The following is a 14,915-nucleotide window of genomic DNA, read 5'->3' on the forward strand; positions in this document are numbered from 1 at the left end:
TGTTAAGAACGAAACAATAAAATTCAGTTGCTTTCCTCGTTTATAAAACAATCGGTTATTGGGTTATTGTAAAGTAGAAAATTAAACATTGTAAATTTTTACTGGCAAGTGATAATAAGGTAATTATTTACACCTTGTTTTTACTCGCAATTTTAAAAACTCAAGGTGTGGTTGAGATTTTTTACGTTTATTTTATTTCTAATGGAGCGTTTCCGGGAGGCTATATGAATAAGGTTTATCGAGTAATTTGGAACAAATCAACCCAGAGTTGGGTAGCAGTATCAGAATTGGCAAGCGGCTATTCCCGTAGCGCACGCTCACATTCCAATCCAAGCGGAAAAGTAATAAGCCGAACCGCACTTTTGCTGTCCGGCTTGTTTTTTGCCGGATTTGCGTTGACACCGGTCGCACAAGCAGCGAATGCAATTTGTATGAACGGTGCAACGGCGGTCGGTACAGCAAGCGGCACAAACACCATTGCTTGTGGTGAGGGTGCGACAGCAGGCGGAACCAACACGATTGCGATTGGCACCAATGCCAGTGCAAGTACGGGTAATTCCTCGATTGTGATTGGTGCCAATTCAACGATCACCAACTCAACACAAGCGATTGCCATCGGTACGTCAAATATAATTAATAATGCCGCACAATACACCTCGGTTGTCGGCAACAGTAATACCGTCGGTGCAGGCAGTACTTATGGTTCGGTGTCAGGCTATAAAAATACGCTGGGCAACAGCAACCAAAAAGTCAGTATTCAAGGCAATGAAAATACCTTGGCAGCATCGAACAGCGAAGTGCATATTGACGGTTCACGCAATTTAATCGGCATAACTAAAGCAACAGATGAGCTAAATGCCACACCGGCAAATACGGTTGCCAGAACCACTGTCAGCGGAACAGTAAACCAAGTGTTAAAAACCGAAGATAGCCAAATTGTCGGTTCTGCCAATAAAATCGGGATTTTAAACACGGCTCAAGCCGGTGCGGACGCAGCAAGAAAAATACAACATACCACCGTCAGCGGCAACAGCAATACGATTTACCGCAATGTAAACGGCGTTGCGGTCAGCGGAAACAGCAATATTATCGGCGACGGCAGTGCCAATGCCGTGACGACAACCACCGTGAGCGGTATGTCGAATACCGTAAAAGGCAAGGTCAGCGGCAGCAATATTGATGGGGTGAGTAACACGCTGGGTGACGGCACCAATGCTGTGACTAAAACCGTGGTCAACGGTGTTGACAATACCGCACTTGGCGGCACGTTGAGCAGTGTGACCGTGACCGGTTCGGGCAATAAAACAGGCGTGAAAGGCACAGGCGCAATCTCACAGGTTTCAATCACTGGTCGGGCAAATACCGTAAACGGCAGTGTCACAACCAGTAACGTTGACGGGGTGAATAATATTTTAGGCGACGGCACCAATGCCGTGACCACCACCGTCGTCAACGGAACTGCTAACAACCTTGCCGGCAAGCTGGTAGGCGTTACTGTAACCGGTAACAGTAATAAGACGTTGGCAGATACGGTAGCAAGCAATAATATCAGCGGCGTGACTGTCACCGGAAACTCAAACACGATTAAAGCCAATACGGCAAGCAGCAGCGTGACCGGACATTCGAATACGCTGGGCGATGGCAGCAACAAAGTAACGCAAACAACGGTCAACGGTTATCAAAATACCGTGGTCGGCGCGGTGCAAAATGCTATCGTTGCCGGTTATGGCAATACGTTAGGCGAAACGACCAAAGTTGCCGATACCACAACCACAACGGGAAGTGCGGTTTACGGTATTTCCAATACGGTGCGTGACAGCAATGTGTATGCGTTTGGCGAAGGCAATAAATCGGAATTAAATGACGGCGTTGCCAATCGTCGGACTGCCTTGATTGGTTATGGCAATAGCATTCGTAATACAGCGGTGATTAACTCGGCAGCAGTGGGTTCAGGCAATACACTAAATGCCGCGAATACCTTTGTATTGGGAAGCAACATTAACGCCAATGTCGCCAATTCGGTTTATTTAGGCAACCAATCCAATGCAACGGCGGCAAAAGGGGCAACGACAGCGGGCATTGTCGATTATTCCGAGCAAACTCTGTTTAATCAAACCATTAAATTCAGCGGCGCCTCGGCAGCGAACGGTGTTGTGGCTGTCGGCAACCGTCGTATTCAAGGGGTCTCCACCGGATTGGTGGCTCAAGGTAGCACTGATGCCGTGAACGGCAGCCAGCTATATCGTGCTTTTGAAGCGATTAATGCAAACAAACCGCGCTATCTCAGCATTAACAGTGGCGTAGCTAACAATCCGAATGATAACTCTAGCAATAACGGTGCAGTTGGCGCAGTAGGGCAAGCGGTTGGGGTGAATGCCAAATCTGCCGGTTCCTATTCGATTGCAAGCGGCTATAACAGCAAGGCATATGGCGAAAATGCTATTGCCGAAGGTAACGGTGCAGTTGCTTATGGTAAATACAATGTGGCGATTGGCGGTGGTGCAAGAGCCGGCGCATTGGCAGCGGCACAGACGCTGAAAGATATTGATACCAAACAGACCGAGTTGAATACTGCGCGAACCAATATCGTGACGAAACAACAGCAGTTGGCAACCGCAACGGCAGATAAAGATGCGAAAGCAACAAAATGGCGTAATGAAACAGATGTAACCTTAAAAGCGCAGTATAAAACAGAACTTGATGAAGCAACGGCGACCATAACCACATTAAACACAGAACTGACGGAATTAACTCGCACTGAAACGACACTGAAAACAGCGTTAAACACGTTGACTGCAGCGGTGACAGAACAAAATGCGACTGCTGTCGGTAATACCGCCACAGCAACCGCACTTCGCGCCACCGCAATAGGTGGCGCGGCGAAAGCCAGCGCTGAAAATGCAGCTTCGCTTGGCTATAATGCCAATGCCAGAGGGGAGGGCGCGACGGCACTAGGCGCAAACTCAAGTGCGGTTAAAGGTGCGGTCGCTGTTGGCAGAGCGACGGCAGGGACGGAGAGCAGTGTCGCTATCGGTGAAGGTGCCAGAGCGTATCATCAGGCAAACGGAATTGCGATTGGTAAAGGCGCAGTGGCTTCTAATGATCGTGCCGGCAAAACCGTGCCTATTTTCGGTACGCCGATCAATACGCCGAATCCGACTCCGGGGATTTCCATCGGTGCAGGGGCTTATTCAACGGAAAATGCCATTGATATCGGACACCGTAACAATCCGCTTTACAATGGCGCCAATAACCAAAATTATCGAGGTTCTACGACCGTTGGTACCAACTCCTATGGCGGTGCGACCTACAGTACCATTATCGGTACGGCTTCGGTGATCAATAATAACGGACGGCAAGTCAGTTTAGGATTTATGGACTTTACCGCCGGCGGTTTTGCCTCAACCATTTCCGGTTCGTGGAACCATATTACCGGCACATCAATGTTCGCAGACAATACCACGCCGAAATATTTTGACGGTATGTCCAGCATTATTAACGGGGTTGCCAATAAGATTGAAGGCAGTAACGGTGTGATCCAAGTTGGGGTGGGCAATAGTGTCAGAAACAGTTATTTGGATTTGTATGACCCAAATCGAGGCGTGAGCTGGTTGGGCGGTTTTCTCGGCTTGGAAAGTATTAATGACCCGCAAAAATTCCTGACAGACATTGCAAATCTTGGCGAACTGGGTTCGGTCGGCACAATTGGTGCGGCAAACCATGCCGATTATGCCTTATTCTCAACCCTGACCGGTGTCGGCAACCGTTTGACCGGCAGCCAACCGGACAGCAACTTCAGTTATTTGAATAATGGGCAAAATGTGACTGACGGCTACGGTGGATTCAGCGCCTTTAACGGCTTGTCGGGCTATCGTAACACCGGAACCAATATTGATAACACCATTATTACCGGTAGTTATAACACCGTAGAAAATGCGAATGAAAATGTCGTGATCGGTAATTTCAACGAGCTGAAAGGTTCGGAGGGTAACGTGGCGCAACGCAACGTGGTGATTGCTTACCACGACGGCGATGACGGTGCGGAGAATTTTACCAACGGCACGGCAGACACCAAATACCAGCGAGCACCGAAAGAAAAATATTTGGGCGAAGATCTGAATAATAATTTCATTGTTGGTAGCAATGTCAGAGTGGGCGATAGAACCGATGATGGCGTGGTGATCGGTACGGAAGCGGAGTTGGGTGAAGACGCAGATGGTGCGATTGCGATCGGTAAAGGCGCCAAAGCCTTGGCAAAACGTGCTATTTCAATCGGTACCGACAATGAGGTCAATGCAGAGAATTCGGGGGCGATTGGGGATCCAAGCATTATCAACGCCACCAATTCTTATTCGATTGGTAACAATAATGAATTGCAGAAAATTGACGGTGCGGAAAAAGGCATTTTTGCCTTGGGTAATAGCATCACTCAAACTGTTGATAATTCGGTATTTTTAGGTAATGAAGCAGCTTATATCGCGGCAGGAGCAACGACCAAAGGCATTGATAACACTTACATTAAAGAGACGATCGGCGGTGTGGAAAAAGCGTTTGCCGGTGGTGATAATGTAGTCGGTGTGGTGAGCGTCGGTAATACGGAAGGCACTCGTCGTATCCAAAATGTGGCGCCGGGCTTGATTTCCGCTACTTCAACCGACGCCATCAACGGTAGTCAGTTGTATGCGGTGGCAACAGAGATTGCTGACAGTGCCGGAACGCATTATTACAGTGTCAACGACAATGGTGTACAAAAAGGCAACTACAAAAATGATGGCGCGACTGGATTGAATGCCTTGGCGGCAGGAACGGATACCACGGCTTCAGGCCAAAGTGCGGTAGCGGTTGGTAACTCAGCCAGCGCTTCAGCTTCTGAAGCCACTGCCATCGGCACCAGCGCCACCGCTTCAGGCGAGCGTTCGCTCGCGTTGGGATCTGCAACGTTGAATGATAGCAATGTTATTACCGCTTCAACCACGGCTTCAGCGGCAGATACCATTGCGCTGGGTACGGTAGCGCAGGCGACAGCAGCGAATGCCATTGCTATCGGCCGTGGTGCACAAGCGAGCGTCAATAATATTATTGCGATTGGCGCAGCTGCCGGCAATAACATGACTACGCCAAATCCCCATTCGATTCTGATCGGTACCGGCGCCGGAGCGAACAGCACCGCCACAGGTGGAACGGCGGATGCCAATATTTATGTAGGGCAGAATGCGGGTCAATATGCAAACGGTATGCGCAACACCGTTATCGGTTCGCAAAATGCCGGTACCGATTTGATCGGCAGCATGAACACCGGCTTTGGTATGGCGTCATTGCGCAGCGTCACCGGTGAGGAAAATGCCGCTTTCGGTGCTTATTCAGGCCAATTGAGCACCGGTAACTTTAACACCGCTATGGGGGCACAAGCCGGTCGTGATGTCAATGGCAGCAGCAATACCGGTATCGGCTACAATGCCGGCACGACCGTCACCGGCAACAACAACGTGGCTCTCGGTGCGAATGCCGGACAGGCAATTTCGAGTAGCAATACCATCAGCATCGGTAACACCGCCAAAGCTAGTGCTCAGAGCGCTACTGCGATCGGTAACACCGCTGTTGCTGCCGCTACAGGTGCTAATGCGATGGGTATGCGTGCCAACGCTGCCGGCGTTTCCAGTGTAGCAGTCGGTACGATGGTCAATGCCACTGGCGCTAATGCAATTGGTGTAGGTACGACCGCTAATGCCGCAGGCGCAGATGCCGTGGCTGTCGGTCGACAAGCGAGTGCTTCTGAATCTTCTGCGGTGGCGATGGGAACACGCGCGACTGCCAGCGGCGAATCTTCCGTTGCCATTGGTGACGGCGCAAAAGCCACTGCGGCTAATACCATTTCCATCGGTACCGGCAATCTGGTCAGCGGCGAAGGCTCAAGTGCGGTCGGCGATCCGTCGATTGTCGCCGGTACGAACAGCTTCTCGGCGGGTAACAACAATGCTGTCGGCAGCACTACCGACAATTCGTTTATCTTAGGGGGGCGTAATGACCTCGGCGGTGCGGCGGTGACGCGTGATGCCAACGGCGTGATTACCACTGCAGACGGTATTGAAGAGGAAGTGGACGCATCGAATTCGGCGATTGTCGGTTATGACAACAGCGTGCAAAACAAAAATGTGTTTGTGTTGGGGAATCGTGTGAAAACCACGGTTGAAAACTCGATTTTCTTGGGTGATTCTTCTGCTTACGTTGCGGCAAGTACGGCAACCAAAGGCATTGACAATACATATACTTCAGACACTATCAACAATTTAACCTTGAATTTTGCCGGTGGCGACAAGGTTGGTGGCGTGGTCAGCATTGGCAGCAGCGAGCAAACCCGCCGCTTGCAAAACCTTGCACCGGGCTTGATTTCAGCCAATAGCACCGATGCGATTAACGGCAGCCAGCTGTTTAGCGTTTTAAATGCGCCGATGTGGAATATTTTTACCAGTGGCAATGGCGAGCACGGTGGTTATAACAACACAACGCCGTTTGCGATTAAGTTTGGCGATACGCTGGAATTAGTCGGCGGAACCGGAATTAATGTCGATCAGGACGGTGGAAAAATCACCTTCTCGTTAAATAAAGACTATATTAAAGACGATCCGGATTTTAAAGGCCCGAAAGGTGACACCGGCGAGACAGGTCCGAAAGGGGATACCGGCGAGACAGGTCCGAAAGGCGATACCGGCGATACCGGTCCGAAAGGTGATACCGGTGAGACCGGTCCGAAAGGTGATACCGGCGATACCGGTCCGAAAGGTGACACCGGTGAGGCAGGTCCGAAAGGCGATACCGGTGAGACAGGTCCGAAAGGTGATACCGGCGATACCGGTCCGAAAGGTGATACCGGCGAGACAGGTCCGAAAGGCGATACCGGTGAGACAGGTCCGAAAGGTGATACCGGCGATACCGGTCCGAAAGGTGACACCGGCGAGACAGGTCCGAAAGGTGATACCGGTGAGACCGGTCCGAAAGGCGACACCGGCGAGACAGGTCCGAAAGGTGACACCGGCGATACCGGTCCGAAAGGCGATACCGGCGATACAGGTCCAAAAGGTGATACCGGCGATACTGGTCCGAAAGGTGATACCGGTGATCAAGGTCCGGTTGGTCCTCAAGGGCCGAAAGGTGAGGACGGTAAAGACGGCGTCGACGGCAGCGGTGTGGAATGGAAATTGGCAACAGACGGCGATGCGGAAAAAGATCCTGCGCAACAGCCTAGTGTGGTTTCCGGCGAAACAGTGACGGTGAAACACGGTACCAACAGCAAAGTGTCTGCGGTAGCCAAAGATCAGGACGGCAATTACAGCTATGAAATTGATGTGGTCGGTTTGCCGATGGAATATCTCGACAGTAACGGCAATTCCCTGACCAATGTCGGCGGTAATTTCTATAGTTCGCAAACCAATGCCGACGGCACGATAACCCTCACACCGGCTACACCTGCCAAAGTGCGGATCGTCAGTGATCAGCCGATGCAGTTGACCAATGTGGCGAAAGGCAAGGTAGCGGCCGGTTCAACCGATGCGATTAACGGCAACCAGTTGCACGGCACGGCGAAATCGGTTGCTGATGCGCTGGGCGGCGGATCGACTGTCGATGAAAACGGCAAAGTCACGGCGCCAAGCTATGTGATCACCCAAACCGACGGTAAAACCACTACGGCAAATAATGTCGGCACGGCGCTGAAGGCGTTAAACAACGAAGTGATTAAACCAATTACGTTCGGCGCGGACAGCGGTACGGCGTATGCAGCGACCTTGGGAAGTGCGGTTAATATTCAAGGCGACGGTAAAAATATCTCCACCGAGTCTGACGGCAAAGGCAACATCAGGGTGAAAATGAGCGATACACCGACCTTTACCAGCGTGACTGCCAACAGCTATAAAGTGGGGGATAAAACCTATATTGACGGCAGCGGTATCAACGCCAACAACCAAACCATCAACAATGTGGCTGACGGTGAAATCTCGGCAACCTCGAAACAAGCGGTTAACGGTAGTCAGTTACATGCGGTGAATCGAAATGTGAATAGCCTGAGTAACCGAGTTGACGGCTTGGCGAAAGACATTGACGGTGTGGGTGCAACGGCTGCGGCGATGGCGAGCTTGCCGCAAGCCTACCTGCCGGGTCACTCGATGGTGGCGGTTGCCGGCGGCGCGCATAAATCGCAAAATGCGGTGGCGTTAGGGGTATCACGCATTTCGGATAACGGTAAAGTGATTCTGAAACTGAACGCCTCTCACAACAGTCGCGGCGATTTGACCGGTGGCGTTGGTGTGGGTTATCAGTGGTAACAAATCTGACCGCACTTTGCATAAAACAGGCAAAGTGCGGTTTCTAACGAAGAATAAAATGGAGAACATGGAATGAAAAATGGTGCAAAATATCTGTTACCACTGGCTGCCGCAATGGCGTTAGCCGGTTGCCGCCTGAGTGATGTTAAAGCCGACGGTACGACTGACGAACCGGTGTGGCCGAAAATCGAAGACGCCGGCGTGAATTTCAGCGGCTCGCAATACGGCATTTGGCCGAATTGGGACAACGTGCGCATGATCGAAAAAGGCATGAACAAAGATCAGCTCTATTATCTGATCGGCAGACCGCACTTTAGCGAAGGCCTGTTTGCGGTGCGTGAATGGGATTATGTGTTTAACTACCGTGAAAACGGCGAACACAAAATCTGCCAATACAAAGTGTTGTTCGACAAAGAGATGAACGCACAATCGTTCTTCTGGAAACCGACCGGTTGTAATAATCAGTATGAACTGTCCGGTGATTTTCTGTTTGATTTTGATGCCGGCAATTTAAATGCCAAAGGCAAAACGACCCTTGACGGCGTGATCAAAAATTTAAAAGAACAGAATGTGCAAGCCGTTGAAATTTCAGGTTACACCGACCGTTTGGGATCGGACAGCTATAATCTGGCGCTCTCGCAGCGTCGTGCCGATACGGTGAAGGCTTACTTTGTGCAGCAGGGCTTCGCCCCAAGTGCGGTCACGGCAATCGGGCGTGGTAAAGCCGATCAGGTAGTCGCTTGTGAAACAGAACAGGGGCAAGCCCTGCGCGACTGCTTAAAACCGAACCGCCGCGTGGTGATTTCGGCTAAATAATTGACTTATTTTTCAGGCTAACCGCACTTTGCTATAAAAATACGGCAAGTGCGGTTTTTTATTATTACCAGATTATGAACACAGTGAAAAATAGTCGTCGTTAATATGTATTATATATACTTATTATTGCCATAGACAAAATTTATATAGCAATAATTTAATTATCTTTATTTATTTACCTTGATATTTTACATCTATTGTGTGTCATTGATTCTCGCTCCAGTTGAGGTTTTTCTAGGCTAAATGGAATGCCTGAAATAATTGATTTTAAGCGAATTTTCTATTTTTATAAGACTATTTCTTTACATTGAATATATACCGATTTATTTCTAAAGCATGGTAAAAATCACGTTGGGTTACTTTCTTTTCATTGTTGTTAAACGTTATTTTCAAAAAACACAAATGTAAATATACTTGAAATTTATTTGCATTATGGTTTAATTTGCGCCCAAAATTACTGTTATGTATGTATGTATGTATGTATGTATGTATGTATTAAATGGTTTTTATGTAAATCCGACTTAATCAAAGAGGGGTAGTAATGAATAAAGTTTATAAAGTCATTTGGAATAAAGTAACGCAAGCTTTTGTGGTGGTTTCGGAGTTGGCAACGGCGCGTGGTAAAGCGGCTTCCGAATCAAATGGAGATGTGATTGAATGTGCGGTCAACCGAGAATTATTTTCTCATTTCATATTCAGCTTAAAGGTTTCAGTTGTTGCTGTTACCGTGGCACTGTTCGGCTCGAATGCGTTTGCCTATCAAGTAAACGGCAGTGGTGCGCCAACGACGGATCCTAATAATGTGACGAATGTGGTTATCGGTGGCGGTAGCGGTGCAAATCAGGCAACTAAAGTGGTCAATGGTGGCGACAGATCAACGATTATTGGCGCAGGTGCAAAAGGGATTGCCGCAGATGATTGGCGTGCGGAAGGCGCAACGGCAATCGGTGCAGGGGCGCAAGCAACCGGCGGGGCAACCGCATTGGGCTGGAACGCGAAAGTTTCTAATACCACCGGTGGCGTAGCTGTCGGTTCCGATACGCGCGTGAGCGGCGCAAATGCCATTGCGATGGGGTGGGCGGCGCAATCTTCCGCCTCAGATGCCATTGCAATCGGTACGCAAGCCGTAGCTGCTTTATCGCAGTCAACGAATACGAATCAAGGCGGCAACATTTCAATCGGGGCGCACGCCTATTCTTCGAATTTTGGCCCTTCTTCTCAGATAATTGCTGATCGTACCGATGGCGGTGAACTGAGCTTCCGTAACACGAATGGGCAAATGGTTACCAACATGCTTCCTTCTGCGGTGAGTATCGGTGAATACAGTAAAGCCTATGCCGGCGGTACAGCGGTGGGTTATAACAACATCGCCGGTATTGAAGGGCAAGAAGGCGCAATGGCATTCGCTTTTGGTAATAACAATGATGCAACCGGTTTTTATTCAACTGCACTTGGCGCAGCAAATAAAGCAACCGGTCCATCGGCAATTACGTTGGGGGTGGCGAATAGCGCAGACGGTAATACTGCGGTAGCGATTGGTCGCCAAGTTACCGCCTCCGGACAGTATTCGACGGCGTTGGGTAATATTGCAACAGCGAGTGGTGACAATGCATTTGCAGTCGGTCATTCCTCACAAGCAACAGGTAATCGTGCAATTGCAATCGGTTCTTCTACAGCAACAGATTCGAATTTAGCGCTGGCGACAGCAACACAAGCAACCAGCACCGATGCCATTGCAGTGGGTACGAATACCAAAGCCAGTGGTGATTATTCATTGGCGTTGGGTAGAGCAGCGCAGGCGACGAATGATTCGTCTACCGCATTGGGGAATAATGCTAAAGCGCAGCACAGAAACACTCTGGCTTTGGGGAATACATCAACTGCCAGTGGCGCTAATTCGGTAGCTGCGGGTTATGCTTCGAGTGCAACTGCCACCAATTCTGTCGCCGTCGGTAGTAGTGCCAAAGCAGCAGGTGCTGCGTCGATTGCACTGGGAAATTCTGCCAGTGCCAGCGGCACGAATGCCATTGCCATGGGGAGCAGCAGCACAACCAGCGGCGTGGCTGCCATCGCTATCGGTGATGCGTCTAATGCTGCTGTCCGTGGCGTTTCAATTGGTGAGAAAGCAAGCAGCAATGCTTCTTCTGTTGCTATCGGTGAGAATGCGAAAGCGTCGGTTTCGGTCGGCGATGTGGCAATCGGTAAAAACTCGGCAACTACTGCTGCAACTCAGGTAAGCACTGCCACTGTAAACGGGGTAACCTATAGCGGTTTTGCCGGTAGCGCGCCGACAAATGCCTTCAGTGTCGGCAGTGCAGGCGCGGAACGCCAAATTCAAAATGTGGCGGCAGGCCGTATCACAGCAACGTCAACTGACGCCATTAACGGTAGCCAGTTGTATGCGGTCGCGGAAGTGGCGGGCAAAGGCTGGAATATTCAAGCTAACGGCGGCACGGCATCAAAAGTCGCGCCGGGCGATACGGTGAACTTTATCGATGGCAGCGGTACAACTGCGGCGGTGACTAGTGCGAATGGCACTTCAACCGTCAGTTATTCAGTGAATAAATCGGGTTTAACCGTAGCGGATAACGGTGTTGTCAGTGCGCAAACCGCCGGCGATAATTTTGCGACGGCAGATGATGTAGCTAAAGCGATTAACTCGGCAAACAAAACCACCGTTGTGGCGGCAGGCAATAATGTCACGGTAAATGATCCGGTAGTCAACGGTACGGTTACGACTTATACCGTCAATGCTGATGGCACAAGCGTCTCGGCAGGAAGTGCGGTTCAAGTGACCAAAGGCGAGAAAGATAGCACTACGAATATGACGGATTATGCAGTTGATTTAACTGACGCCACTAAAGAAGACATCAAAAAAGGTGTTGACGCGGCAACCGATATTGCGCAAAAAGGCTTGACCTTTACCGGCGACAACGATAGCAAAACCGACGTTAAAAAGCTGGGTGAAACAGTGGCGGTGACAGGTGATGAGAATATTGTCTCAACTGCCAGTGCGACAGGTATTGCCTTGGCGTTAAGCAAAAACCTGACGGTTGACAGCGTGACAACCGGCAACACCACTATGAATAATGACGGAATTACCATTGCTAACGGTGAAAATCCGGTGAGCTTGACTAATACCGGCTTAAACAACGGCGGCAACACCATCACCAATGTGGCTGACGGCGTGAACGGCACAGACGCAGTGAACAAGTCGCAGTTAGATACCGTTGAAAATAAAGCAGACAATAACACAACCGATATTGCTAATCTGCAAAATCAAACGTGGAAACTGCAAGCGAATAGCGATGAACCAAGTGCGGTTAAAGCTAACGATACGGTGCGGTTTATTGATGGTGAGAATATCGACATCAGCCGTGACGGTAACAACATTACCATTGCCACGGCAAAAGAGGTGAACTTTGATAAAGCCACTGTCGGCACCGGTGCCAACCAAGTGGTGTTGGACGACAATGGTGTGAATGTTGGCGGCAAGACTTACATCAGCAAAGATGGTATTGATGCGAATAACCAAGTTATCAGCAATGTTGCCAGCGGTGGTGATGTGAACAGCAATGCCGCTAATATCGGTGATGTGAAAAATGCAGCCGCAGCGGCAAAAAGCGAAGTGACAGCTGGCACGAATGTGGCGTCCGTTACATCAACCGTTGGGGAAAATAAACAAACGGTTTATACCGTAAATGCCGACGGCGCCAGTGTTTCTGCGGCAGAAGGAAGTGCGGTCAGTGTGGCGAAAACCGAGAAAAACAGCACCACCAATGTCACTGATTATGTACTGGACTTAACCCAAACCACGAAAGACGATATTCAAAAAGGCGTTGATGCAAAAAGTGCGGTTGACAGCAACGGCTTAATCTTTACGGCTGATAATAACAGTAAGACGAATGAAAAATTATTAGGCAGTGAAGTTGCAATCAATGGCGATGACAATATCACAACTACGGCAACCGCAGACGGGGTAAATATTACCTTAAACAAAGCCTTGAGCGTTGATAGCGTTACCGCCGGTAATACGGTGGTCAATAATTCCGGCGTGACGATCAATGGCGGTGCGAATAATCCGGTGAGTTTAACCAATAACGGATTAAACAACGGCGGCAATACCATTACCAACGTTGCCAGCGGTGGTACGACGCCGACGAACGCAGCGAATATTGGTGATGTGCAAACTGCAGCTGCAGCGGCGAAAAGCGAAGTGAAAGCCGGCACTAACGTTGCTTCAGTGGATGAAAGTAAAGGCGATAATAATCAAACCGTTTACACCGTCAATGCAAATGGCGCCAAAACTTCAGCCGGTTCAACTGCGGTCACAGTAGCGGCAGGTACGCCGGATACGAATAATGTCACCGACTATAAAGTCGATCTATCGGACAGTAGCAAAGAAAGCCTAGCTAAAGCCGACACCGCACTTCAGTCGTGGACAGCGCAAGTCAACGGTGCGGAAGCGAAAGTGGTGGATAAAGATAACGCTAATGTTAATTTTGTAAATGGCAGCAATATTGAAATTACTGCCGAAGCAGACGGTGAGATTAAAGTCTCGACTGCAAAAGCTGTGACTTTTGATAGCGTTACGATTAATAACGGCGGAAGCGTGACCGAAGGTAGCAAAAGTGCGGTCAACGGCGGTGATGTTTATAACGCGATTCAAAATAGCGAATCCCAATTTACAGGGGATAACGGCGAAATCGTGAAGCGTAAACCGGCGGATATTTTGACACTGAAAGGCGGTGCAACAGAGAGTACGGAAAACAATATCCAAACTATCGCCAATACCGATGGCAGCATTGCGATTCAGTTGGCGAAAAGTGTGAGTGGTTTAAGCAGTATCAGTACGGAAAAACTGACCGTGGGAGATAAAGTTGAAATCACGGAAGAGGGTATTAACGCCGGCAATACGGTGATCAGCAATGTAGCCAGCGGTGGTACGACAACGACGAACGCAGCGAATATCGGCGATGTGCAAACCGCAGCGGCGGCAGCGAAAAGCGAAGTGAAAAACGGTACAAACGTAACCTCTGTAGTTGAAACCAAGGGTGAAGGCGGTCGCAGCATTTATACTGTTAATGCCGATGGTGCGAGTGTGTCGGCAGCGGCAGAAAGTGCGGTTCAAGTGACCAAAGGTGAGAAAAATACCGAAACGAATGTAACGGATTATGCGGTTGATTTGACTGACGCCACTAAAGCAGACATCAAAAAAGGTGTTGAAGCGGCAACCGATATTGCGGAAAAAGGCCTGACCTTTACCGGCGACAACGATAGCAAAACCGACGTTAAAAAACTGGGTGAAACAGTGGCAGTGACGGGCGATAACAATATCACTACTACTGCCGGTACAGACGGTATCACATTGGCATTAAATCCAAATTTAAATGTGACCAGTGTCACTGCCGGCAATACTACCTTGAATGATGCAGGGGTAACAATTAAATCGCCGACAGCGGAAAATCCAGCGAATACGGTGAGTTTAACCAACACCGGCTTAAACAACGGCGGCAATAAAATCACCAATGTTGCAGCAGGTGAAGATGCAACCGATGCGGTGAATAAATCGCAGCTGGACGCTTTGAAAGATACGATTACGGCAGGTGAGAAAAGTACGGTTGTCGAACAAGGCAACAACACTACGGTCACTTCGGCGGTTGACGGCAATGTCACGACCTATACTGTGAATGCTGAAAAAACCACGGTATCACAAGGCAACGGCATTACGGTGACGGCAGGTGAGACAGATGAAAGCGGTGTAACCGATTATGAAGTTGC

The 14,915-nt window shown here is 49.4% G+C and carries 3 protein-coding genes; all 3 read left to right on the forward strand.

Features of this window, described 5'->3' with window-relative positions; genetic code table 11:
- Nucleotides 1–224: 224 nt before the first annotated feature.
- Nucleotides 225–8,318 (forward strand): YadA-like family protein, encoded by an 8,094-nt coding sequence (locus B8880_RS14350; protein WP_084255315.1) that lies wholly within the window; start codon nucleotides 225–227, stop codon nucleotides 8,316–8,318.
- 72 nt (nucleotides 8,319–8,390) lie between these two features.
- Complete coding sequence (locus B8880_RS00690) at nucleotides 8,391–9,134, forward strand: OmpA family protein (protein WP_084255317.1); 744 nt, start codon at nucleotides 8,391–8,393, stop codon at nucleotides 9,132–9,134.
- Nucleotides 9,135–9,675: 541 nt separating this feature from the next.
- Nucleotides 9,676–14,915, forward strand: a 5,240-nt coding sequence (locus B8880_RS00695) for an ESPR-type extended signal peptide-containing protein (protein ID WP_084255319.1), incomplete at its 3' end; no start/stop codon positions are given.

This window comes from Pasteurella testudinis DSM 23072 (genome assembly GCF_900176075.1).
Taxonomy (GTDB): domain Bacteria; phylum Pseudomonadota; class Gammaproteobacteria; order Enterobacterales; family Pasteurellaceae; genus Chelonobacter; species Chelonobacter testudinis.

Coding starts and splice junctions, on each gene's coding strand:
- B8880_RS14350 (WP_084255315.1), top strand. CDS start 225: ATGAATAAGGTTTATCGAGTAATTTGGAACAAATCAACCCAGAGTTGG.
- B8880_RS00690 (WP_084255317.1), top strand. CDS start 8,391: ATGAAAAATGGTGCAAAATATCTGTTACCACTGGCTGCCGCAATGGCG.